Raw genomic sequence first — 24,718 nt, 5'->3', positions numbered from 1 at the left:
CGCACTCCGCTAGCAAATCAAGGAGCCCTAACGGCTGTGCACACTTGATATGGAAATGGTATCAGCCATCTGATGAAGCATTACCGTCAGGGGTCACGTCCCCTACACGCTTTTCCACCTGTCGTAGACGTCGCGCGATGTCATCGAGCTGACGAATACGGGCCGCGCTCTTGCGCCATTCGGCCGCCGGCTGCATCGCCGTACCGGAAGAATAGGCACCCGGCTCGGTAATCGAGTGGGTCACCATGGTCATCCCGGTCAGGAATACGTTGTCACAGATATCGATATGTCCCACCAACCCCACGCCACCGGCGAGCATGCAGTGCTTGCCGATTTTGGTGCTGCCGGAAATACCCACGCAGGCGGCCATGGCGGTGTGGTCACCGACCTGGACGTTGTGGGCGATCTGGATCTGGTTGTCGAGCTTGACGCCATTGCCAATGACCGTATCGGCCAGCGCACCACGGTCGATCGCCGTGTTGACGCCGATCTCCACATCGTCGCCAACAGTGACGCCACCAATCTGGGCGATCTTTTGCCAGATGCCTTTCTCGTTGGCAAAACCGAACCCTTCACCGCCCAGCACCGCGCCAGACTGGATCACCACCCGCTTGCCGATGCGCACATCGTGGTACAGGGTGACCCGTGGCGCCAGCCAGCCGCCTTCGCCAATCTCGCTGCGCGCGCCGATAAAGCAATGGGCGCCCAGCGTGACACCGGCGCCGATGCGGGCCGCGCTTTCGATGACCACGAACGGGCCGATGCTGGCCGAGGGATCAACCACCGCATCCGCTGCGATCACGGCGCTGGGATGGATACCGGCCGCCGACTTGGGCTTGGGATCGAACAGATGGGAAATGCGGGCATACGCCAGGTACGGATCGGGCACGATCAGGGCATCGCCGGCAAACCCTTCGGCATCAGCGGCCTTGAGCAACAGCGCGGCAGCCCGGCTGTCGGCCAGGTACTTGCGGTATTGGGGATTTGCCAGAAAGCTCAACTGAGCTGGGCCAGCCTCTTGCAAAGTGGCTAGCCCAGTAATTGTCTTCTGTGGGTCACCACGCAGGGTGGCGCCCAGGAACTCGGCCAACTGGCCGAGCTTGATAGTCGCAGTCATGGATTACTTCAGCTGATTCATGCGCTCGATAACTTGGCGCGTGATGTCGTACTGAGGCTTGACATCAATCACTGCACCACGCTCGAACACCAGGTCAAAACCACCTTTCTTGATGACTTCTTCCACAGCACTGTCGAGTTTCGGCTTGAGCTGCTTGAGCATTTCACGGTCAGCAACGGCTTTGGCTTCATTCAGTTCCTTGGACTGGAACTGGAAGTCACGGGCCTTTTGCTTGAATTCCAGCTCCAGACGCTCGCGCTCACCCTGGGCCATCTTGTCACCACCGGCTACCAGGCGGTCCTGGATACCCTTGGCACTGCTTTCCAGGCTCTTGAGCTTGGTCAGTTGCGGACCGAATTTTTTCTCGGCATCCACCGCGTATTTCTTTGCCGCATCGGATTCGAGCAGGGCCATCTGATAGTTCAGCACCGCGATCTTCATGTCGGCAAAAGCCGGACCTGCGACCAGTACGGTCGCCAGGAGAACCAATTGAGTCAACTTACGCACGATGTACTCCTACAAAATCCATTGTCGTTATCTTGGGTCAGACGCTTAGAACGTCTGGCCGAGGGAGAATTGGAACACTTGAGTTTCAGCGTCATCCGGTTTCTTGATCGGCATCGCCAACGCGAAGCTCAAAGGACCCAGCGCGGTGACCCAGGTCACGCCTACACCCACGGAACTGGCCATATTGCTCAGGCTGATATCGTTGCACTGAGTATTGGACTTGCTGCCGTTGGCGTTGGTGGTGTCACTGCACTTGGAGTCGAATACGTTACCTACGTCCCAGAATACCGAGGTACGCAGGGAGCGTTGATCCTTGACGAACGGCATCGGGAACAGGATTTCGGCGCCGCCCTGGATGAGCACGTTGCCGCCGAATGGAAGCGGATCCTGGTCCGGGTCGGCGATCGTGCCCGGGTTGGTGCCGCGGCTTGGGGTACTGCGCGGGCCCAGGGTGCTGTCCTTGAAGCCACGTACCGAGTTGAAGCCACCGGCATAGTAGTTCTCGTAGAACGGCAGGCCGTCGGTCGAACCGTAACCATCACCATACCCGAGTTCGGTGTGCAGGCGCATGGTGTAGGTGTCAGTCAGCGGTTGGAACAGCTGGCCACGGTAGTCGAGCTTGAAGAACGACAGGTCGCTGCCAGGGGTGGTGGTTTCGAGCACCAGGCTCTGGGAATGACCACGTGTCGCCAGTACGCCCTTGTTCAGGGTCGACTCGGACCAACCGGCAGACGCCTTGAAGTTCAGGTAGCTGTCGCCTTCCTTGTTAACGAAGTCAAAGATCTCGTCAACGGTATACCTACCCGTGTTGATCTTGTCCTGCTGGGCGGTAAGACCGAATGTCAGGCGCGAGGTCTCGCTGATTGGATAACCAACGTTGGCGCCGACACCGAAACTGTCCACCGCATAGCTGGAGATATCAGAATCGAGCTCGTCATAGTCGGTGGTGCGATAGAAGGCGTTGTAGCCCAGGCTCACACCGTCAGCGGTCCAGTAGGGGTCCACGTAACCGAAGTTGTAGCGAGTCTGGTATTCGCTGCGAGTCAAGCCGATGCTGACCTTGTTACCGGTACCCAGGAAGTTGTTCTGGGTGATCGAGCCACCGAGGATCAAGCCGGCACTCTGGGCGAAACCGACGCTGGCGGTGATCGAGCCGGAAGCCTGCTCTTCGACGCTGTAGTTCACATCCACCTGGTCATCGACGCCCGGTACGGCCGGGGTCTCGACGTTGACTTCCTTGAAGAAGCCCAGGCGTTCCAGGCGGGTCTTGGACTGGTCGATCAGGTAGGTCGACGCCCAGCCACCTTCCATCTGGCGCATTTCACGGCGCAGCACTTCGTCCTCGGACTTGGTGTTGCCACGGAAGTTGATGCGGTTGACGTAGGCGCGCTTGCCCGGGTCCACAGCGAAAGTGATGTCGACCGTATGGTCTTCATCGTGCGGCTGCGGCACACCGTTGACGTTGGCGAAGGTGTAGCCCTCGTTACCCAGGCGACGGGTGATCAGTTCGGACGTGGTGGTCATCAGCTTGCGCGAGAACACCTGGCCCTTCTGCACCAGCAACAGCGACTTGACCTGGTCTTCAGGCACTTTCAGGTCACCGCTGAGCTTGACGTCACGAACGGTGTATTTCTCGCCTTCGTTGACGTTGACGGTGATGTAGACGTGCTTCTTGTCCGGGGTGATGGACACCTGGGTCGAAGCGATGTCCATGTTGATGTAGCCACGGTCCAGGTAGTAGGAACGCAGGCGCTCCAGGTCACCGGAGAGTTTTTCACGGGCGTACTTGTCGTCGTTCTTGAAGAACGACAGCCAGTTGGTGGTCTTGAGCTCGAAGAGGTCGATCAGGTCTTCATCAGGGAAAACCGTGTTGCCCACCACGTTGATGTGCTGGATGGCCGCAACAGTACCTTCGTTGATGTTGACCTTGAGGCCTACGCGGTTGCGTGGCTGCGGCACCACTTCGGTGTCGACGGTGGCTGAGTAGCGGCCCTGGGCAACGTACTGGCGTTGCAGTTCGTTGCGCACGCCTTCGAGGGTGGCGCGCTGGAAGATCTCGCCTTCGGCCAGGCCGGATTGCTTGAGGCCTTTCATCAGGTCTTCAGTGGAGATCGCCTTGTTGCCTTCGATCTCGATACTGGCAACCGACGGGCGCTCGACTACCGTGATGACCAGGACATTGCCGTCACGGCCCAGTTGGATATCTTGAAAGAAGCCGGTTTTGAACAGCGCACGAGTGGATTCCACCAGGCGCCGATCATCCGCCTGCTCGCCGACGTTCAACGGCAAGGCACCAAAGACGCTACCCGCGGAGACCCGCTGGAGGCCATTGACGCGAATATCAGAGATAGTGAAGGACTCGGCGTGAACTTCGGCGATCATCAATACGGTGAGAACCGCAGTTAGCAGCAGACGTTTCATGAAGTCCTTTCTTATTCCAACTGGCAATAAACAAACTGCCGCAAAATGCGGCAGATTCGCAATTCAGCGAAGCGTTACAGACGACCCAAATCGTTGACCAGGGCAAGCAACATGACCCCGACCACCAAGCTGATACCGATCTGTATCCCCCAACCTTGCACCCGATCCGACAAGGGACGACCACGCGCCCACTCGATCAGATAGAACAGCAAATGCCCCCCATCCAGTACTGGAATGGGTAGCAAATTCAGAACCCCCAGGCTAATGCTCAGATAAGCAAGGAAATTCAGGAAATCAGCAATGCCCGACTGGGCAGAAGCGCCCGCCACTTTAGCAATGGTTATCGGTCCACTCAAGTTTTTTACCGAGAGCTCGCCGAACAACATTTTCTTGAGCGAGTCGAGGGTCAGGACACTCATGGTCCAGGTACGACGCGCACCCTCGCCAATCGCCGCCACAGGGCCGAAGCTGACCTCGCGAATCATCTCTGGTGGCCAGTCGACAGCCTTGACCCCCGCCCCCAGGTATCCGGTAGGTGCCTTGCTCTCACCACGGGCCGCCAAGACCACCGGGACGTCGATTGGCGCACCGTCGCGCTCGATGCGCAGGACGATTTTGGCCTCAGGCCGCACACGGACCGAATCGACCACCTGCTGCCAGTCGCTGACCGGCTGGCCGTCGAGCGCCAGCAACCGGTCGCCGGTTTTCAGGCCCGCAGCCTGGGCTGGGCCTTTCGGATCGAGTTCGGCGAGTATCGGTGGCAACGCCGGACGCCATGGACGGATGCCCAGGGAGCGGATCGGGTCGGGCTCATCGGCGCCCTTGAGCCAGTTGTCGAGCATCAGTTCCCGGGGCGAATCCGTTGTCGAACCCTGCTCGCGCACCATCAATTGCAACGAGCCGCTCTCGCCCAGGCGCCGTACCAGTTGCAGATTGACCGCCGCCCAACCCGAAGTTGGCTCACCATCGATCGCAACGATCTCCTGCCCCGCGCCCAGCCCGGCCCGAGCGGCAACACTGCCAGCTTCCACCGCACCGATGACAGGTCGCACCTGCTCGCTGCCCAGCATGGCCAGCGCCCAGAAAAACACCATGGCCAGCAGGAAGTTGGCGATCGGCCCCGCCGCGACGATGGCGATACGCTGACGGACGGTCTTGCGATTGAAGGATTGATCGAGCTGATCGGCAGGCACTTCGCCCTCACGCTCGTCGAGCATCTTCACGTAGCCGCCCAGCGGGATGGCTGCCACGACAAACTCAGTGCCTTTCTTGTCATGCCAGCGCAGCAACGGCATGCCAAAGCCCACGGAAAAACGCAGCACCTTGACGCCACAGCGCCGCGCGACCCAGAAATGACCGAATTCGTGAAATGTGACCAGCACCCCTAACGCAACCAGGGTGCCGACAATCATATAGAGCGCGCTCATCTGTTTTCTCCGCAATCCTGTCCAGGGCAACCCTGGCTAACGTCTCGCAGCCTCAACGCTCGTGGCGCCTCAGCCATTGGCTCGCCAACTCGCGAGCCCTGGCGTCCGCCGTGAATACCGCATCGAGGTCATCGACCGAAACCACGGCCTCGAGGTTCAAGACCTCCTCGATGATACTCGCGATCTCGGGGTAACGGACACGCCCCTCGAGAAACGCTGCAACCGCCACCTCATTGGCGGCGTTAAGCATGGCCGGCGCACTGTTACCTGCCTCGGCCGCCTGTCGCGCCAACCGCAGGCAGGGGAAGCGCTGTTCATCGGGCGCCTGGAAATCCAGACGAGCGATGGCAAACAGGTCCAGCGGCGCCACACCCGAATCGATCCGCTCCGGCCAGGCCAGGGCATTGGCGATTGGCGTGCGCATATCCGGATTGCCCAACTGGGCCAACACCGAGCCATCTATATAGTCCACCAGGGAGTGAATCACGCTCTGCGGGTGAATCACCACTTCGACCTGGGACGGCTTGGCGTCGAACAGCCAGCAGGCCTCGATCAGCTCCAGCCCTTTGTTCATCATGCTGGCCGAATCCACGGAAATCTTGCGCCCCATGGACCAGTTCGGATGAGCGCAGGCCTGCTCAGGGGAAACATGCACTAATTCTTCAAGCGGTGTCTGCCGGAACGGACCACCGGATGCTGTCAGCAGAATCCGTCGGACGCCCACCGCGCCCAAGCCACGGGAAAAATCCTGCGGCATGCACTGAAAAATCGCATTGTGCTCACTGTCGATGGGCAGCAACACAGAGCCACTTTTGCGCACAGCCTGCATGAACAGCGCGCCAGACATCACCAACGCTTCTTTGTTGGCCAACAGGATCTTCTTGCCTGCCTCCACCGCCGCCAGCGTCGGACGCAAGCCCGCCGCACCGACGATCGCCGCCATCACCGCGTCGACTTCCGGGGCGGAGGCCACCTGGCACAGGCCCTCCTCCCCCACCAGTACACGCGTAGGCAGGCCAGCCGCGCGCAGATCATCCTGCAGCGCTCGCGCCACGCCAGCCTCGGGTACCACCGCAAAGCGCGGCGTATGGCGTATGCACAGCGCCAGCAGCTCACTCAGGCGCGTAAACCCACTAAGGGCAAACACCTGGTAGCGCTCTGGATGCCGAGCGATGACGTCAAGCGTACTGAGGCCGATCGAACCGGTCGCCCCCAGGACAGTGATCTGTTGAGGACGACTCACGACGCCGCCATCCACAGCAGCACGGCGAAGATCGGGATTGCCGCGGTCAGGCTATCGATGCGATCCAGCACGCCACCGTGACCCGGCAGCAGGTTACTGCTGTCCTTGATCCCGGACTGACGCTTGAACATGCTCTCGGTCAAATCGCCAACCACCGACACAAATACAATGAGGGCCGCGCCAAACAGGCCCATCAGCAGCTGCCCGGCAGTCCAGTCCCGCACCACGCCAACCACGGTGGTAATCACCAGGCTCAGGGCCAGGCCGCCGTAGACGCCTTCCCAGCTTTTGCCAGGACTGACCTTCGGCGCCAACTTGCGCTTGCCGAAGGCCTTGCCAGAGAAATAAGCCCCGACATCTGCGCCCCAGACCAGCACCATCACGGCCATGATCTGCCAGTTACCCAGCGCACCTTGCTTGATCCAGATCAGCCCTTGCCAGGCTGGCAGCAGGATCAACAGACCGATCACCAGTTTGGTCGCCGCGTTGGCCCAATGATGGGTGGTACGCGGGTAGGTCAGCACCAGGAAGGTCGCCGTCGCCCACCATAACACCGCTGCACCCAGCACCCAGGGCGCGATGCCCGGCAGCAAGTACATGACGAACAGCATGGCCGCCACAGCCGCCGCATAGGTCACGCGGGCCGACTGCGCAGGAAAACCTGCCAGCCGCGCCCATTCCCACGCCCCCAGGGTCACGACCAGCCCGATGAACAAGGCAAAACTCGCCCCCTCGAGCAAGAAGAACCCGCCCAGGGCAATGGGCAACAGGATCAGAGCAGTGATGATTCGTTGTTTGAGCATTAAACCCGGGCTCCAGCTTCGATCTGCTCGCTGGTTTTACCAAAGCGACGCTGACGGGAAGCGAAATCGGCCAGCGCGGTACGCATGGCTTCGTGTTTGAAGTCCGGCCAGAACAGGTCGGAGAAGTACAGCTCGGCGTAAGCCAGCTGCCAGAGCAGGAAATTGCTGATGCGATGCTCGCCACCGGTGCGGATGCACAAGTCTGGCAATGGCAGGTCGCCGGTCGCCAGACAGGTTTGCAACAACTCAGGCGTGATGTCTTCAGGCCGCAGGTGCCCGGCCTGGACTTCCCGCGCCAGCCGCTGGGCTGCCTGGGCAATGTCCCACTGGCCACCATAGTTGGCGGCGATCTGCAGGACAAACCGATCGGCGCCTGCGGTTGCAGCCTCGGCTTCACGCATCGCCGCCTGCAGCTCCGGGTGAAAACGCGAGCGATCACCAATGATGCGCAGGCTGATGCTGTTCTCGTTGAGACGCTTGGCCTCGCGGCGCAGGGCTTTGAGGAACAGGTCCATCAAGGCGCTGACCTCATCGGCCGGACGTTGCCAGTTTTCACTGGAGAACGCGAACAGGGTCAGCACCTCGACCCCGGCTTCGGCGCACACCTCGATAACCGCGCGAACCGCATCGACCCCCGCCTTGTGCCCGGCAACACCGGGCATGAAGCGTTTCTTGGCCCAGCGATTATTGCCGTCCATGATGATCGCCACGTGGCGCGGCACCGCAAACGGCACGGCCTGCTTGGTCTTATCCATGAAAACGAGACCCTTATACGGCCATCAGGTCTTTTTCTTTCTGCGCCAAATCCGCGTCGATCTTAGCCACGTACTTCTTGGTCAGATCATCGATTTCGCCAGTAGCGCGACGCTCTTCGTCTTCGCTGATTTCCTTTTCCTTGACCAGGTCCTTGAGCTGGCTATTGGCATCGCGACGAATGTTGCGCACGGCAACACGGGCGTCTTCAGCCACGTCACGAGCCTGCTTGGTGAAGCCCTTACGGGTCTCCTCGGTCAGGGCCGGCATGGAGATCAGCAGTAGCTCACCCAGGTTGGTCGGGTTCAGGTTCAGACCGGCACTGCCGATGGCCTTGTCGACCGCGCCCAGCATGTTGCGCTCAAAGGCGACGACTTGCAGGGTACGAGCATCTTTAACAGTGATGTTGGCCACTTGCTTGATCGGCGTGTCAGCGCCGTAGTACGGCACCATCACACCTTCCAGGATGCTCGGATGCGCCTGGCCGGTACGAATGCGACCAAAGTTGTGCGCCAGGGACTCCAGGGACTTCTGCATGCGCTGTTCAGCGTCTTTCTTGATTTCGTTGATCATTGTTGCGCTTCCTCGATCAGTGTTCCTTCGGCGCCGCCATGCACGATGTTCAGCAGGGCGCCAGGCTTGTTCATATTAAAGACACGTAGCGGCATCTTGTGGTCACGACACAGGCAGATAGCCGTCAGATCCATTACACCCAGCTTGCGATCCAGCACTTCATCGTAGGTCAGATGATCGAACTTCTCGGCATGCGGGTCTTTGAACGGGTCAGCGGTATAGACACCATCGACCTTGGTGGCCTTGAGCACGACATCGGCATCGATCTCGATCGCTCGCAGGCAGGCGGCCGAATCCGTGGTGAAAAACGGATTACCGGTACCGGCGGCAAAAATCACCACTTCCTTGGAGTTGAGGTGGCGCATGGCCTTGCGGCGGTCATAGTGATCGGTCACGCCAACCATGGAAATAGCCGACATGACGATGGCCGAGATATTGGCACGCTCCAGCGCATCGCGCATAGCCAGGGCGTTCATCACAGTGGCCAGCATGCCCATGTGGTCGCCCGTGACCCGATCCATGCCGGCCGCGCTCAGTGCCGCCCCGCGGAACAGGTTGCCGCCGCCGATGACCAGGCCGACCTGAACGCCGATCCCGACCAACTGGCCCACTTCCAGGGCCATGCGATCCAGCACCTTTGGATCGATCCCGAACTCTTCCGAGCCCATCAGGGCCTCGCCGCTAAGCTTGAGTAGAATGCGTTTATAGCGAGCCTGATAACCACTGCCCTGCTGAGCCATTGCGAATCTCTCCTGCGGCGTATTTTCGAAAATTCTTTGCAAGCTGTTTACAGCCTGCGTTCACTCTAGCTGACGCTGACACAGCGCCATCGGAACACGGCTTTGTAAGCCAGTTCCGAAAGGAAACCAATAAAAATCGGCATCCCCATCCAAAAAGAGGCTGCGCGCGTTAAGCGGGCAGCCTCTTCAGGGCGACAGTTATAAAAACTGTCTTATTGCTTGCTGGCAGCCAGCTGAGCAGCAACTTCTTCAGCGAAGTTGTCTACTGGCTTCTCGATGCCTTCGCCCACTTTGAAGTAGGTGAAGGAAACGATTTCAGCGCCGCCTTTCTTGGCCAGTTCACCGACCTTGATTTCAGGGTTCTTGACGAACGCCTGCTCAACCAGGCTGGCTTCAGCCAGGAACTTGGTGATACGACCGGCAACCATTTTTTCAACGATTTCGGCTGGCTTGCCTTTGATCTTGTCTTCGTTGAGCTGCATGAACACGGCTTTTTCGCGCTCGATGGCGTCAGCGGAAACTTCCGACGGCAGCAGGAACTCAGGGTTGCTGGCAGCGACGTGCATCGCGATGTCCTTGGCCAGTTCGACGTTGCCGCCTTTGAGGGCTACAACCACGCCGATCTTGTTGCCGTGCAGGTAAGAACCGACAACGTCACCTTCAACGCGAACCAGGCGACGGATGTTGACGTTTTCGCCTACTTTGGCAACCAGGGCTTCACGAGCCGATTCCTGAGCGGCGATCAGCGGAGCTGCGTCGGTCAGTTTGTCGGCGAATGCTTTTTCTACGCTGGCAGCAACGAAGGCCTTGAAGTCGTCTTGCAGAGCCAGGAAGTCAGTCTGCGAGTTGACTTCGATGATAACGGCAGCCTTGCCGTCTTCCTTGATGCCGATCGCGCCTTCAGCGGCAATGTTGCCGGCTTTCTTGGCAGCCTTGATGGCGCCCGAAGCACGCATGTCATCAATGGCTTTCTCGATGTCGCCGCCAGCCTTGGTCAAGGCTTTCTTGCAGTCCATCATGCCTTCGCCGGTACGCTCGCGCAGTTCTTTGACCAACGCTGCAGTAATCTCTGCCATTTCAAAATCCTCTTGGATAGGTTTTCAACCATTCCACCCGACCGAACGGGCGTTCAATTCTTCCCGAACCACCCTTGTTAGCCGCTGCACGTTACAGATGCTGTAGCTGCGCTGCCGACAAATGGTTTTCGAGGTGGCAAAAAGGGGGCCAAGCCCCCTTTTTGCTTACTGAGTCAACGCCAGGGCGTCAATTACTCAGCGGCTGCTGCCGGAGCTTCTTCAGCGAAGACTTCGGTGCCACCGTTAACATTGTTGCGACCACGGATAACAGCGTCAGCCATCGAACCCATGTACAGCTGGATGGCGCGGATGGCGTCATCGTTGCCTGGGATGATGTAGTCAACGCCTTCCGGGCTGCTGTTGGTATCGACAACGCCGATGACCGGGATGCCCAGCTTGTTGGCTTCGGTGATCGCGATGCGCTCGTGATCAACGTCGATCACGAACAGTGCGTCAGGCAGACCGCCCATGTCCTTGATACCGCCCAGGGAGCGGTCCAGCTTCTCAAGATCGCGAGTGCGCATCAGCGCTTCTTTCTTGGTCAGCTTGGCGAAAGTACCGTCTTCGGACTGGACTTCAAGGTCACGCAGACGCTTGATGGAAGCGCGAATGGTCTTGAAGTTGGTCAGCATGCCGCCCAACCAGCGGTGATCGACGTACGGCGAACCGCAACGTGCTGCTTCTTCAGCAACGATCTTGCCAGCGGAACGCTTGGTGCCGACGAACAGAATCTTGTTTTTGCCCTGGGCCAGACGCTCTACGAAGGTCAGTGCCTCGTTGAACATTGGCAGGGTTTTTTCAAGGTTGATGATGTGGATCTTGTTACGCGCGCCGAAAATGTACTTGCCCATTTTCGGGTTCCAGTAACGGGTCTGGTGACCGAAGTGCACACCGGCCTTCAGCATATCGCGCATGTTGACTTGGGACATGATAGTTCCTTGATAAGTCGGGTTTGGCCTCCACGTATCCCAATGACCAACCAGCGGCTTATATAAGCCGAGGCACCCAGGTCATCGTGTCGACACGTGTGTGGATTTAAGCTTGCGGGGTCATCCCCGGAAAGCGGCGCATTTTATACCACAGCAAGGGCGAAAACGGAACACGGATTCTGAAATCCTGGTGATGCCCCCCTCCCACAGCCCTTTGATGAGCTGCGGATGCACACCCTTATAGAGAGAAGCGATGCATGTGGACGCGGATTTGCGCTGATCGTCTGTTAGAATCGTCTCTTTCAGGGCCACGTGAATCACCCTCCGCCGCCCATTTCGCTTTGAACAGCGCCGTCGAGCGCAGAGAGAGCCTGTATGACCGTTACCCTCAAGACCCCCGAGGACATCGCCAAAATGCGTGTCGCCGGCAAACTCGCCGCCGATGTGCTGGAGATGATCGCCGACTACGTCAAACCTGGCGTGACCACCGAAGAGCTGGACCGCATCTGCCACGACTATATCGTCAACGAGCAGAAGGCCATCCCTGCGCCACTCAACTATAAAGGCTTCCCGAAGTCGATCTGCACTTCGATCAACCACGTGGTCTGCCACGGCATCCCCAACGAAAAGCCGTTGAAGGATGGCGACACCCTGAACATCGACGTCACCGTCATCAAGGACGGCTACCACGGCGATACCAGCCGCATGTTCCATGTCGGCAACGTCCCGGAGTGGGCCCAGCGCCTGTCGAAAGTCACCCAGGAATGCATGTACATGGCCATCGAACTGGTCAAACCGGGCTGCCGCCTGGGTGATATCGGCGAAGTGATCCAGAAGCACGCGCAGAAGAACGGCTTTTCGGTGGTGCGCGAGTTCTGCGGCCACGGTATCGGCAAGGTGTTCCATGAAGAGCCACAGATCCTGCACTACGGCCGTGCTGGCACCGGCATGGAGCTGCAAGCGGGCATGACCTTCACCATCGAGCCGATGATCAACCAGGGCCGCGCCGACACCAAGGTGCTGGGCGATGGCTGGACCGCCATCACCAAGGACCGCAAGCTGTCGGCCCAGTGGGAGCACACCTTGCTGGTGACCGAGACTGGTTACGAGATCTTTACCCTGCGCAGCGATGACACCATCCCTCGCGTTTCCGCCTGAGCCGAACACAGCCTATAGCTATAGATAGAAAGGAAAGCCATTCAATGCCGCAGGTGGATCCCGAACTCTTCGACCGTGGCCAGTTCCAGGCGGAACTGGCCCTGAAGGCAAGCCCCATCTCGGCATTCAAGAAGGCAATCCGCCAGGCCCACGAAGTGCTCGACCAGCGCTTTCGCAGCGGCCGGGATATTCGCCGACTGGTGGAGGACCGCGCCTGGTTCGTCGATAACATCCTGCAAAAGGCCTGGGAGCAGTTCGACTGGAGCGAAGATGCCGACATCGCCCTGGTGGCGGTAGGCGGTTATGGACGCGGCGAGTTGCACCCCTACTCCGACATCGATCTGCTGATCCTGCTGGACAGCGCCGACCATGAGGTTTTCCGCGACTCCATCGAGCGGTTCCTGACACTGCTGTGGGACATCGGCCTGGAAGTCGGCCAGAGCGTGCGCTCGGTGCAGGAATGCGCCGACGAGGCCCGCGCCGACCTGACGGTGATCACCAACCTGATGGAAAGCCGCACCATCGCTGGCCCCGAACGCCTGCGCCAGCGCATGCTCGATGTCACCAGCACAGAGCACATGTGGCCGAGCAAGGACTTTTTCCTGGCCAAGCACGCCGAGCAGAAGGCCCGTCACCACAAGTACAACGACACCGAGTACAACCTGGAGCCCAACGTCAAGGGCTCGCCCGGCGGGCTGCGGGATATCCAGACAATCCTGTGGGTTGCCCGCCGCCAGTACGGCACGCTGAACCTGCGGGCCCTGGCTGGCGAAGGTTTCCTGGTGGAAAGCGAAAACGCCTTGCTGGCCTCCTCCCAGGAATTCCTCTGGAAGGTTCGCTACGCCCTGCACATGCTGGCCGGACGCGCCGAAGACCGCCTGCTGTTCGATCACCAGCGCTCCATCGCGAGCCTGCTGGGTTTCGAAGGCCAGGACGCCAAGCAGTCCATCGAAAACTTCATGCAGCAGTACTACCGGGTGGTGATGAGCATCGCCCAGCTCAGCGAACTGATCATCCAGCACTTCGAGGAAGTCATCCTCGCCCCCGAAGACGAAGAACCGCCGCAGCCGATCAATTCACGCTTCCAGCTCCACGACGGCTACATCGAAGCGCGTCACGACTATGTGTTCCGCCGCACGCCGTTCGCCATGCTGGAAATCTTCGTGCTCATGGCCCAGCAGCCGGAAATCAAGGGGGTGCGCGCCGACACCATCCGCCTGCTGCGGGAAAACCGCCATCTGATCGATGAGGATTTCCGCCACGACATCCGCAACACAAGCCTGTTCATCGAGTTGTTCAAATGCCGGATCGGCGTGCACCGCAACCTGCGGCGCATGAATCGCTATGGGATCCTCGGACGCTATCTGCCGGAGTTCGGTTTCATCGTCGGGCAAATGCAACACGACCTGTTCCATATCTATACGGTCGATGCCCACACCCTGAACCTGATTAAGCACCTGCGTAAGTTGCAATACACGCAAGTGTCGGAGAAATTCCCACTGGCCAGCAAGCTCATGGGCAAGCTGCCCAAGCCTGAGCTGATCTACATGGCGGGGCTGTACCACGACATCGGCAAGGGTCGCCAGGGCGATCACTCCGAGATCGGCGCGGTGGATGCCGAGGCGTTCTGCCAGCGCCATCAACTGCCGGTATGGGACAGCCGGCTGATCGTCTGGCTGGTGCAGAACCATCTGGTGATGTCGACCACGGCCCAGCGCAAGGATTTGTCCGACCCGCAGGTGATCCACGACTTCGCCCAGATCGTCGGCGATGAAACGCGCCTGGATTATCTCTACGTGCTGACCGTGGCGGACATCAATGCCACCAACCCGACCCTGTGGAACTCCTGGCGCGCCAGCCTGTTGCGCCAGTTGTACACCGAGACCAAGCGGGCCTTGCGCCGTGGCCTGGAAAACCCGGTGGACCGCGAAGAGCAGATCCGTCGCACCCAAAGCGCGGCCCTGGACATCCTGGTGCGCGGTGGCACCGACCCGGACGACGTCGAGCAGCTCTGGTCACAACTGGGCGATGACTATTTCCTGCGCCATACCGCCGGCGACGTGGCCTGGCACAGCGACGCGATCCTCCAGCAACCGGCCGATGGCGGGCCTTTGGTGTTGATCAAGGAAACCACCCAGCGCGAATTCGAGGGCGGCACGCAGATCTTCATCTATGCCCCGGACCAGCACGACTTCTTCGCCGTGACCGTGGCGGCGATGGACCAGCTCAACCTCAACATTCACGACGCCCGGGTCATCACCTCCAGCAGCCAGTTCACCCTCGACACCTACATCGTGCTCGACACTGACGGCGACTCGATTGGCGACAACCCAGCGCGGGTCAAACAGATTCGCGATGGCCTGACTGAAGCCCTGCGCAACCCGGCGGATTACCCGACCATCATCCAGCGCCGGGTGCCGCGCCAGCTCAAGCACTTTACATTCGCCCCCCAGGTGACGATCCACAACGACGCCCAACGCCAGGTCACCGTGCTGGAACTCAGCGCCCCGGACCGCCCGGGCCTGCTGGCGCGGATCGGTCATATATTCCTGGAGTTCGACTTGTCACTGCAAAACGCCAAGATCGCTACCCTCGGCGAACGGGTGGAAGACGTCTTCTTCATCACCGACGCCCATGGCCAGCCGCTGTCCGATCCACAGCTGTGCAGCCGCCTGCAGGAAGCGATCGTGCGGCATTTGAGCGTCAACCAGGAACCCGATATCAACCTGACGCGTATCAATATCTGAACGAATCCCCCCTGTGGGAGCGAGCCTGCTCGCGATGACGGCGGAATATCCAGCGTCGATGTTTCCTGACGCACCGCTGTCGCGAGCAACCGCGCTCCCACATTGAACGAGGCCCCCGATGAACAACGCTCTGAACCAGTTGCAGCCCTACCCGTTCGAAAAGCTCCGCGCCTTGCTCGGCAGCGTCACGCCTAACCCGGACAAACGCCCGATCGCCCTGTCCATCGGCGAGCCCAAGCATCGTTCGCCGAGCTTCGTGGCTGAAGCCCTGGCCAGCAATCTGGAAAAAATGGCCGTATACCCGACCACCCTCGGTATCCCGGAATTGCGTGAAGCCATCACCGGCTGGTGCGAGCGCCGTTTCAACGTGCCAAACGGCTGGCTGGACCCGGCGCGCCACGTGTTGCCGGTCAACGGCACCCGCGAAGCCCTGTTCGCCTTCACCCAGACCGTGGTCAGCCGTGGCGACGATGCCCTGGTGGTCAGCCCCAACCCGTTCTATCAGATCTATGAAGGCGCGGCGTTCCTGGCCGGCGCCAAGCCGCACTACCTGCCGTGCCTGGACGAAAACGGCTTCAACCCGGATTTCGACGCGGTTTCGCCGGACATCTGGAAACGCTGCCAGATCCTGTTCCTGTGCTCCCCTGGCAACCCGACCGGCGCGCTGATTCCGGTGGATGTACTGAAGAAACTCATCGCCCTGGCCGACGAACACGACTTCGTCATCGCCGCCGACGAGTGCTACAGCGAGCTCTACTTCGACGAACAAACCCCGCCGCCAGGGCTGCTCAGCGCCTGCGTCGAACTCGGTCGCAAGGATTTCAAGCGCTGCGTGGTGTTCCACAGCCTGTCCAAACGCTCCAACCTGCCAGGCCTGCGCTCCGGTTTCGTGGCCGGCGATGCCGACATCCTCAAGGGTTTCCTGCTGTACCGCACCTACCACGGCTGCGCGATGCCGGTGCAGACCCAACTGGCGAGCATTGCCGCATGGAACGACGAAGTGCACGTACGCGCCAACCGCGCGCTGTACCGGGAGAAATTCGACGCAGTACTGGAGATCCTCAGCCCGGTACTGGACGTACAGCGTCCCGATGGCAGCTTCTACCTGTGGCCGAATGTGGCGGGCGATGACGCGGCGTTCTGCCGGGACCTGTTCGAACAGGAACACGTGACTGTCGTGCCGGGTTCGTACCTGTCCCGCGATGTGGATGGCGTCAACCCAGGCGCCGGACGCGTGCGTATGGCCCTGGTCGCGCCGCTGGCTGAATGTGTGGAAGCGGCCGAGCGGATTCGCGCGTTCATTCAGCGTCGGGGTTAATCCCGCATCAGGACTTGAGTCGACCGCTGTTGTGGCGAGGGAGCTTGCTCCCGCTGGGCTGCGTAGCAGCCCCAAAGCAGTCAACTCAATCTACCTGACATACCGCGTTGCCCTATTTCAGGGCCTCTTCGCGCCCCAGCGGGAGCAAGCTCCCTCGTCACAGGGGTTTGGTGTCGACCCATATCTGTGAACACCACAAATCTTCTGTGGGAGCGGGCTTGCTCGCGAAAGCGGTGGTTCAGCTTGCATCCATGTTGGATGGGCCTACGTCTTCGCGAGCAAGCTCGCTCCCACAGGGGCTGGTGTCGATCACAAGTTCTGTGAACAACACGCATCCACTGTGGGAGCGAGCTTGCTCGCGATGAGGCCGGCACTGTTACATCAAGTCCGAAGCTCTACCCGATCCAAAGCCTTGTTCGCCAACAACATCCCCAACTCAATCATCTGGGCCACTCCCAATGCTACATGTCGTCGCGAGCCGTCCTGATCGAAGGCAAGGTCATTGAGCATTGCATTGGCAGACGCCAGGGTTTCGCCAAGATTGGCCAGCAACACTTCGGTGTCGATACCGTCAGCCACAGTGAATAACTGTACTGAGGGTTTGGGTTCTGGCTCGCTGTCGCCAGGTTTGAGGTATTGATCCAGCACACGATCAGCGGCTTCTTGCAATTTTTCGGGTGCGTAATCGCCGTAAGGGAAAGTGGAGGCCGGCTTTGGAGGATTTGGAGTTTCTTTGATCATGTAATGCTCCTAAGGTGTTGGAGCTGCCACAAAGTCTTCTCACGGACCTAGAGAGTGGCAGCCGTACGCGGGGTGAGAATCCGGGCCAACACCACCAAACCCGGCCATGCCGAAACATGCCCGCGCACAGCCGCCATAACATGATGCATGACGAAACGCGCCTGCACTTTATATGGCCGGCGCCTATGCGCATAGTGGGTGTTCGGATTCTCACGTCCGGTCGCTGAATTGGCAGCGACACCCAGAGGCTAGAGCCCTCGCTTCCGACGGACAACCTTAAAAACTTGTCGGAAACTTCGGTGCGTCTGTCAGACAACAATCTGTCTGCTCAGACAAGAAAAGAAATAAAACGTACCGCGAACGCCAAGCCTTTGATTTCGCCCACGTAGTACCACCGACAGACCTCATTTAACGCTGTGACGAGGGTTCAAGCTGGCTTGAATTCGCTATCGCTGGTAGCCATAATCGACCCCGTCACCAGCGAGAGCTGGCAGGAGTCTGGGTCCCTCTCGAGGTTGACCCAGCGGCGCAGAAAGGGCGAAGCAAGCTCAACTGCGTGTCGATTGAAGCCGCCTTCGGGCGGCTTTGCTTTTTATGAGGATAAGGAATGCCTCTCTATTACCATCCCAAGCAAGGCGATGTTCTTCTTTGCGACTTCACGCGGGGCTTTGTTGCGCCTGAAATGCTGAAGATCCGCAAGGTGGTGGTGATCTCTCCTACTGCCACACACAGTCGCAAGCTCTGCACTGTGGTGCCGATTTCCTCCACAACGCCACAAACTCAGCAGGACTGGCACCACCTGCTCCGCACCAACCCTCTCCAGTCCGATGGCTACAAAGAGCTGTGGGTGAAGTGCGACATGATTTATACCGTGAGTTTTGAACGTCTGGACAAGCTGCATAAAAAGACTCGATCCAAGGGCCGAGAGTACTTCGTTCCTCGCCTGGGCTCTGAAGACATGCAAGGCGTGATCGCCGGTGTGAAGGCCTACCTTCCGCTCTAACCCCAACCGTTATTTCCCCAACCCCAAATTCGCCTCCGCCAGATCCAACTCCCCCAGCACCTCTCGCAGCACATCATCCCCAATCTGGTGGTGACGGCTGAGGCGATACAACTCCAGCCGCTGCGCCCGATAGGCCTTCAAGCGCAGCCGGCGTTCCAGCAGGTCCATTTCGAACGCCAGCGCCTGGGCTTCGGCGGAGTCGTTGAACACCTCCAACTGATGGCGATATTCAGACATCAACCGCGCCTTGACCTCGGTCGCCAACGCCGCCTGGGCCGCGTCTGGCGTGCTGGCTGTCTCGCTCGGTTCCTCCACCTCGAGCGCGTGGATCGCCGCTTCAGCGGTTTTGCGCCAGGCATCGCGGACTTCGGCGCGGCGCTGGTCATCGGGGCTTTTCTCGATACCTCGCAGCAGTAATGGCAGGGCGATGCAGGCGGCGATCAATGACAGCAGAATGACTCCGGCGGCAATGAAGATCAGCAAATCTCGCTCGGGAAACGGTTCGCCCGTCGCTAGCAATATCGGCACCGACAGCACGCCCGCCAGCGTCACCGCACCGCGCACCCCGCCGAAGGTCAGCAACCAGCAGGAGCGCGCGGTCGGCACGAAGGTCAGTTCACTCTCGCCACGCCCGCGACGCAACAGCCCGGACAGCCGCCAGGTGCTTTGCACCCAGACAAACCGCAGCACCAGCAACACCAGGGAAATCGCCACCACGTCCAGGCAAAGGTAGAACAACGTCGGCCACAGGGTGGCTTCGTGGCGGGTCACCGCCTTGATGATGTCCGGCAATTGCAAGCCCAGCAGCAGGAAGATCAAGCCGTTGAAGGCGAATTCCAACAGCGACCAGACACTGCGATTGAGCAACCGTGTGCCGGTCTGACGCGGCAGTAGGTCGAGCCAGCTCTGCATCATCCCCGCCGCCACCGCCGAGAGAATCCCCGAGGCGCCCAAGCGTTCAGCCAGCACATAGGCCGCGAACGGCAGCAGCAACATGAACACCACGTGGGTGGCCGGATCGTCCCAGCCGCGCGCCACCATCCAGGCCCGCAAGCGCCCCAACAACCCACTCAGGACCACGCCAACCAGCAGCCCGCCAACCGCCACCAAGACAAAGGTCAGGCTCGCATTGGCCAGGGAAAACACCCCGGTGATGGCCGCCGCCAGGGCGAACTTGAAGGTCACCAGGCCCGACGCATCGTTCATCAACGCCTCGCCCTGAAGCACGTGCATCAGCGGCGCGGGCAAACGGTCGCGGGCAATCGCCGACACCGCCACCGCGTCGGTCGGCGACAGCACGGCAGCCAGGGCGAAGGCCACCGGTAGCGGGATGCTCGGCAGCAGCCAATGAATGAAGTAACCGGCGCCCACTACCGTAAACAACACCAGCCCCACCGCCAGCGTCAGGATCGGCCCACGCAGGCGCCACAACTCGCGCTTGGGCATGCGCCAGCCGTCGGAGAACAGCAGCGGTGGCAAGAAGAGAAACAGGAACAGTTCGGGATCGAGAGCCACATGCAGGCCCAGGGACGGCCAGGCCAGCACAGCACCGGCACCGATCTGCACCAGGGGCAACGGCAGCGGGATCAGCCGTCCGATCAGGCGCGAAACGCCCACCAGCATCAACAGGATCAGGACGGTATAGGCGCTTTGCATAAACGGGTTTCCAATTACAGCGACACACACATCCGGCAACAGCTTGCCGTTGAAGTGCCATATTAACCGCTTAGCATGAGCCTGGCCGTTACACCTATGTCGCAGCCTGCCTCCTGGGAGCGAACCTGCTCCGGGCGGCGATCCGACGATAGCGGTTTAGCAGTTGACATTGATGCTGGCTGATCCGACGCCATCGCGAGCAAGTTCGCTCCCACAGGTTTTGCTGCACATCAACCTGGGCCGTCGCGAAACCGTCCGGTCATGGCATAATCCTTCACCTTTTACTTTCAGCACCTGCAAAGGGGGCAATTCCTTGACCGATTCAAGCAAAACGTTGCACCTTTTCGGCATCAAAGCCTGTGACACCATGAAAAAGGCGCGCACCTGGCTCGATGAACACGCTGTACGCTACGACTTCCACGACTACAAGACCGCCGGCATCGACCGTGAGCACCTCACCCAATGGTGCAACGAACATGGCTGGCAAGTGGTGTTGAACCGGGCCGGTACGACCTTTCGCAAACTCGACGACGAACGCAAAGCCGATCTCGACCAGACGAAAGCCATCGAACTGATGCTCGCACAACCCTCGATGATCAAGCGCCCGGTGCTCGATCTCGGTGACCGAACCCTGATTGGCTTCAAGCCAGATATTTATGCGGCAGAGATCAAGTAAGCCTGCCCAGTCCATTTTGTAGAGGTAATTTCATGTCCACTACCCTGTTCAGCCTGGCCTTCGGTGTCGGCACTCAAAACCGTCAAGGCGCCTGGCTGGAAGTGTTCTACGCACAGCCGCTGCTCAATCCGTCGGCTGACATCGTCGCAGCCATCGCACCGATTCTCGGCTACAGCGACGGCAACCAGGCCATCACCTTCACCACCGCCCAGGCTTCGCAACTGGCTGAAGCCCTCAAGGGCGTCGATGCCGGGCAAGCCGCGCTGCTGACCCGCCTGGCCGAAAGCCACAAGCCGCTGGTCGCCACCCTGCTGGCCGAAGATGCCCAACTGAGCTCCACCCCCGAGGCTTACCTCAAGCTGCACCTGCTGTCCCACCGCCTGGTCAAACCTCATGGCCTGAACCTGGCCGGCATCTTCCCGCTGCTGCCGAACGTGGCCTGGACCAGCCAGGGTGCGATCGACCTGAGCGAACTGGCCGAACACCAGCTCGAAGCCCGCCTGCGCGGCGAGTTGCTGGAAGTGTTCTCGGTGGACAAGTTCCCGAAAATGACTGACTACGTGGTTCCGGCCGGCGTGCGTATCGCCGATGCTGCGCGGATCCGCCTGGGCGCCTACGTGGGCGAAGGCACCACCGTGATGCACGAAGGTTTCGTCAACTTCAACGCCGGCACCGAAGGCCCGGGCATGATCGAAGGCCGTGTCTCGGCGGGCGTGTTCGTTGGCAAAGGCTCGGACCTGGGCGGCGGTTGCTCCACCATGGGCACCCTGTCGGGTGGCGGCAACATCGTGATCAAGGTTGGCGAAGGCTGCCTGATCGGCGCCAACGCCGGCATCGGTATCCCGCTCGGCGACCGCAACACCGTGGAGTCGGGCCTGTACGTGACCGCCGGCACCAAGGTCGCGCTGCTGGACGAGAACAACCAACTGGTCAAGGTGGTCAAGGCTCGCGATCTGGCCGGCCAGCCCGACCTGCTGTTCCGCCGCAACTCCGAGACTGGCGCAGTGGAATGCAAGACCCACAAATCGGCCATCGAGCTGAACGAAGCACTGCACGCCCACAACTAAGCCGCTTCACACCATCACCTGTGGGAGCGAGCTTGCTCCCACAGGGTCCGGCGTAACTCCAGCAGGGCCCGAAAGCATGTTGATTCCCTCCCCCTGGCGCGCCGACTTCCCGGCCATCGCCGCCCTGCAACGGCAAGGCCAGACTTACCTGGACAACGCCGCCACTACGCAAAAACCCCAAGCGCTGCTCGATGCCCTGGCGCATTACTACGCCAATGGCGCGGCCAACGTGCACCGGGCGCAGCACTTGCCGGGAGCCCACGCCACCCAGGCGTTCGAAGACAGTCGCCGCAAGGTCGCGCAATGGCTCAATGCCGAGGATTGCGGGCAGATCATCTTCACCCACGGCGCCACTTCGGCGCTGAACCTGCTCGCCTATGGCCTGGAGCATCTGTTCACCCCTGGCGATGAAATCGTTATCAGCGCCTTGGAACATCACGCCAACCTGCTGCCGTGGCAACAACTGGCCGAGCGCCGTTCGTTGACGCTGGTGGTGTTGCCGCTGGATGCCGATGGGCTGATCGATCTCAGTGCCGCCGCCGAACTGATTGGCCCGCGTACACGCTTGCTGGCGGTGAGCCAGTTATCCAATGTTCTGGGCGCCTGGCAGCCCTTGCCGGCGCTGCTGGCACTGGCCAAGGCCCAAGGCGCGTTGACGATAATCGATGGCGCCCAAGGCGTGGTCCATGGTCGCCATGACGTACAGGCCCTGGAGTGCGATTTCTACGTATTTTCCAGCCACAAGCTCTACGGCCCCGATGGGCTAGGCGTGCTGTTCGGCCGCAACGCAGCGCTTGAGCAACTGCGCCATTGGCAGTTCGGCGGCGAAATGGTGCAACAGGCCGATTACCACAGCGCCACCTTCCGCCCGGCACCGCTGGGTTTCGAAGCGGGCACGCCGCCGATTGCCAGCGTGATCGGTCTGGGGGCGACCCTGGATTACCTGTCCGCTCTCGACTCGCAAGCACTCATCGACCATGAAGCCGGCTTGCATGACTACCTGCTCCACGGCCTGCTGGCGCGCAACGGCGTGCGCCTGGTGGGCAACCCGCGCCTGGCCCTGGTCAGTTTTGTGGTCGAAGGCGTGCACAACGCCGACCTGGCCCACCTGCTGACCGAGCAAGGCATCGCCGTACGCGCCGGGCATCACTGCGCCATGCCACTGTTCAGGCATTTGCATCTGGTGGGAGCGATTCGGGTGTCGCTGGCGCTGTACAACGACTCCGCCGATATCGAACGCTTCTTCGAGGCTTTGGACCAGGCTTTGGAGCTGCTGCGATGAGCCTGTCGACCGAGGCCGCTGCGGCGCTGCAGATTTTCCAGGACGCATCGAGCTGGGAGCAACGCGCCCGGCTGTTGATGCAATGGGGCGAACGCTTGCCACCCTTGAACGATGCGGACAAGTGCGACGCCAACCTGGTCAGTGGCTGTGAAAGTCAGGTGTGGCTGGTGGGTCAGCTGCATGACGGACATTGGCAATTTGCCGCCAGCAGCGATGCGCGGTTGATCCGTGGGCTGGTGGCGTTGCTGCTGGCGCGGGTCAACGGGTTGTCCGCTGAAGAGTTGCAGCAGGTGGATTTGCCGGGGTGGTTCAATGCGTTGGGATTGTCGCGGCAGCTGTCGCCGTCGCGTAGTAATGGCTTGAATGCGGTGTTGAAGCGGATGTTTGAGTTGACTGAATAATCGCCATCGCGAGCAAGCTCGCTCCCACAGGGATTTGTGTCGTACACAAAATTTGTGTTCCATGAGATCCAGTGTGGGAGCGAGCTTGCTCGCGATGAGGCCATCTGCCCCACCCTCAAACCTGAGGCTTGGCCCTGTCCGCCGGCCGCCGCACACCCGCCACGATCTTATCCACAGCCTTGGTCGCCGCGACCATGCCGAACGTCGCCGTGACCATCATCACCGCGCCAAACCCACCGGCGCAGTCGAGCTTGACGCCGTCACCGACAAAACTCTTCTGCAAGCAAATGCTGCCGTCCGGTTTCGGGTAGCGCAGTTGTTCAGTGGAGAACACGCAGGGCACGCTGTAGTGGCGGGTCACGGTGCGGGAAAAGCCGTAGTCGCGGCGCAGGGTGGAGCGCACTTTCGACGCCAGGGGATCGTTGAACGTACGGTTCAAGTCGCAAACCTGGATCAGCGTCGGGTCGATCTGCCCACCCGCCCCGCCAGTGGTGATGATCTGGATCTTGCGGCGCTTGCACCAGGCGATCAACGCGGCCTTGGCGTTGACGCTGTCGATGCAGTCGATCACGCAATCGATGTTCGGCGTGATGTATTCGGCCATGGTCTCGCGGGTGACGAAATCCGCCACGGCGTGCACCGTGCAATCGGGATTGATCCCCCGTAGCCGCTCGGCCATCACCTCGACCTTGGGTTTGCCGACGGTGCTGTCCAGGGCGTGCAACTGGCGGTTGGCGTTGCTGACACAGACATCATCCAGGTCGTACAGCGAAATCTCGCCCACGCCACAACGGGCAATGGCTTCCGCCGCCCAGGAACCGACTCCGCCCACGCCGACAATCGCCACATGGGCCGCCCGCAGGCGCTCCAGGCCTTCGATGCCATACAAACGGGCGATACCGGCAAACCGTGGATCTTCTGTACTCATGACCATTACCCCAAAAACCGGCGCGCATTATAGGGCTTTGCTGCGGCAATTCGAGCCGGTCGCGAAATGAATCCGACCAATTTCCCTTGTGGGAGCGAGCTTGCTCGCGATAGCGGTGTGTCAGTCAATATTGATGCGGCTGATCCGACGCC

At 60.3% G+C, this 24,718-nt stretch carries 22 protein-coding genes; 8 read left to right on the top strand and 14 right to left on the bottom strand.

All coding sequences use genetic code 11. The annotated features are described in order from the left end of the window. Positions 1-61 precede the first annotated feature (61 nt). The 11 genes from lpxD to rpsB form a co-directional block, all read right to left on the bottom strand. Positions 62-1,117, bottom strand: coding sequence for a UDP-3-O-(3-hydroxymyristoyl)glucosamine N-acyltransferase (gene lpxD, locus J9870_RS05700; protein WP_210643055.1), 1,056 nt, complete (start codon positions 1,115-1,117; stop codon positions 62-64). A gap of 3 nt (positions 1,118-1,120) precedes the next feature. Then, positions 1,121-1,624, bottom strand: coding sequence for an OmpH family outer membrane protein (locus tag J9870_RS05695; protein WP_024779019.1), 504 nt, complete (start codon positions 1,622-1,624; stop codon positions 1,121-1,123). A gap of 45 nt (positions 1,625-1,669) precedes the next feature. Beyond that, positions 1,670-4,045 (bottom strand): outer membrane protein assembly factor BamA, encoded by a 2,376-nt coding sequence (gene bamA / locus J9870_RS05690; protein ID WP_210643054.1) that lies wholly within the window; start codon positions 4,043-4,045, stop codon positions 1,670-1,672. 74 nt (positions 4,046-4,119) lie between these two features. Next, positions 4,120-5,472 (bottom strand): sigma E protease regulator RseP, encoded by a 1,353-nt coding sequence (rseP, locus tag J9870_RS05685; protein WP_210643053.1) that lies wholly within the window; start codon positions 5,470-5,472, stop codon positions 4,120-4,122. Between the two features lie 52 nt (positions 5,473-5,524). After that, positions 5,525-6,715 (bottom strand): 1-deoxy-D-xylulose-5-phosphate reductoisomerase, encoded by a 1,191-nt coding sequence (gene ispC / locus J9870_RS05680; RefSeq protein WP_210643052.1) that lies wholly within the window; start codon positions 6,713-6,715, stop codon positions 5,525-5,527. Beyond that, entirely contained in the window at positions 6,712-7,518 is an 807-nt protein-coding gene (locus J9870_RS05675) for a phosphatidate cytidylyltransferase (protein ID WP_210643051.1), read from the bottom strand. Before J9870_RS05675 ends, ispC begins: the two co-directional genes overlap by 4 nt. Beyond that, positions 7,518-8,273: a polyprenyl diphosphate synthase gene (gene uppS / locus J9870_RS05670; RefSeq protein WP_025212115.1), complete on the bottom strand. Its 756-nt coding sequence runs from the start codon at positions 8,271-8,273 to the stop codon at positions 7,518-7,520. The genes J9870_RS05675 and uppS overlap by 1 nt, the downstream gene beginning before the upstream one ends. Positions 8,274-8,286: 13 nt before the next feature. Continuing rightward, positions 8,287-8,844: a ribosome recycling factor gene (gene frr, locus J9870_RS05665; RefSeq protein WP_123342546.1), complete on the bottom strand. Its 558-nt coding sequence runs from the start codon at positions 8,842-8,844 to the stop codon at positions 8,287-8,289. After that, the gene (gene pyrH / locus J9870_RS05660; protein ID WP_186705496.1) at positions 8,841-9,584 is read right to left on the bottom strand and encodes a UMP kinase; all 744 of its coding nucleotides are present in this window, start codon (positions 9,582-9,584) and stop codon (positions 8,841-8,843) included. The genes frr and pyrH overlap by 4 nt, the downstream gene beginning before the upstream one ends. 212 nt (positions 9,585-9,796) lie before the next feature. Then, the gene (tsf, locus tag J9870_RS05655) at positions 9,797-10,660 is read right to left on the bottom strand and encodes a translation elongation factor Ts (RefSeq protein WP_123342547.1); all 864 of its coding nucleotides are present in this window, start codon (positions 10,658-10,660) and stop codon (positions 9,797-9,799) included. 191 nt (positions 10,661-10,851) lie between these two features. Further along, complete coding sequence (rpsB, locus tag J9870_RS05650) at positions 10,852-11,589, bottom strand: 30S ribosomal protein S2 (protein WP_003198231.1); 738 nt, start codon at positions 11,587-11,589, stop codon at positions 10,852-10,854. Between the two features lie 375 nt (positions 11,590-11,964). Between rpsB and map the strand changes: the two genes are divergently transcribed. The 3 genes from map (at position 11,965) to dapC (ending at position 16,812) form a co-directional block, all read left to right on the top strand. Beyond that, the gene (gene map, locus J9870_RS05645; protein WP_210643050.1) at positions 11,965-12,747 is read left to right on the top strand and encodes a type I methionyl aminopeptidase; all 783 of its coding nucleotides are present in this window, start codon (positions 11,965-11,967) and stop codon (positions 12,745-12,747) included. Positions 12,748-12,791: 44 nt separating this feature from the next. Next, entirely contained in the window at positions 12,792-15,494 is a 2,703-nt protein-coding gene (locus tag J9870_RS05640) for a [protein-PII] uridylyltransferase (RefSeq protein WP_210643049.1), read from the top strand. Positions 15,495-15,612: 118 nt separating this feature from the next. Then, entirely contained in the window at positions 15,613-16,812 is a 1,200-nt protein-coding gene (dapC, locus tag J9870_RS05635) for a succinyldiaminopimelate transaminase (protein WP_210643048.1), read from the top strand. A 381-nt stretch (positions 16,813-17,193) separates the two neighbouring features. Here dapC and J9870_RS05630 read toward each other — a convergent pair whose 3' ends face one another. Beyond that, positions 17,194-17,553 (bottom strand): DUF6124 family protein, encoded by a 360-nt coding sequence (locus tag J9870_RS05630; protein WP_210643047.1) that lies wholly within the window; start codon positions 17,551-17,553, stop codon positions 17,194-17,196. A gap of 607 nt (positions 17,554-18,160) precedes the next feature. Here J9870_RS05630 and J9870_RS05625 point away from each other — a divergent pair. Then, complete coding sequence (locus tag J9870_RS05625; protein WP_210643046.1) at positions 18,161-18,556, top strand: type II toxin-antitoxin system PemK/MazF family toxin; 396 nt, start codon at positions 18,161-18,163, stop codon at positions 18,554-18,556. Positions 18,557-18,565: 9 nt separating this feature from the next. Here J9870_RS05625 and J9870_RS05620 read toward each other — a convergent pair whose 3' ends face one another. Next, entirely contained in the window at positions 18,566-20,212 is a 1,647-nt protein-coding gene (locus J9870_RS05620) for a Na+/H+ antiporter (RefSeq protein WP_210643045.1), read from the bottom strand. A gap of 367 nt (positions 20,213-20,579) precedes the next feature. Here J9870_RS05620 and J9870_RS05615 point away from each other — a divergent pair, with 367 nt between their 5' ends. From J9870_RS05615 to J9870_RS05600, 4 genes are all read left to right on the top strand, one after another. Beyond that, positions 20,580-20,888, top strand: a complete 309-nt coding sequence (locus tag J9870_RS05615; protein ID WP_246883136.1) for an arsenate reductase — start codon at positions 20,580-20,582, stop codon at positions 20,886-20,888. Between the two features lie 32 nt (positions 20,889-20,920). After that, positions 20,921-21,955 carry a 2,3,4,5-tetrahydropyridine-2,6-dicarboxylate N-succinyltransferase gene (gene dapD / locus J9870_RS05610; protein WP_135843911.1) on the top strand — a complete coding sequence of 345 codons (1,035 nt, stop codon included), beginning with the start codon at positions 20,921-20,923 and terminating at the stop codon, positions 21,953-21,955. A gap of 76 nt (positions 21,956-22,031) precedes the next feature. Then, positions 22,032-23,237: a cysteine desulfurase gene (locus J9870_RS05605; protein ID WP_210643044.1), complete on the top strand. Its 1,206-nt coding sequence runs from the start codon at positions 22,032-22,034 to the stop codon at positions 23,235-23,237. After that, positions 23,234-23,638 (top strand): SufE family protein, encoded by a 405-nt coding sequence (locus tag J9870_RS05600; RefSeq protein WP_210643043.1) that lies wholly within the window; start codon positions 23,234-23,236, stop codon positions 23,636-23,638. The genes J9870_RS05605 and J9870_RS05600 overlap by 4 nt, the downstream gene beginning before the upstream one ends. A gap of 115 nt (positions 23,639-23,753) precedes the next feature. On the opposite strand, the gene tcdA is transcribed toward J9870_RS05600, so the two are convergent. Further along, entirely contained in the window at positions 23,754-24,572 is an 819-nt protein-coding gene (gene tcdA, locus J9870_RS05595; protein ID WP_210643042.1) for a tRNA cyclic N6-threonylcarbamoyladenosine(37) synthase TcdA, read from the bottom strand. Positions 24,573-24,718: the final 146 nt, after the last annotated feature.

It is taken from the genome of Pseudomonas sp. Tri1, assembly GCF_017968885.1.
GTDB lineage: Bacteria > Pseudomonadota > Gammaproteobacteria > Pseudomonadales > Pseudomonadaceae > Aquipseudomonas.
This window is presented reverse-complemented; position numbering and strand designations above follow the sequence as displayed.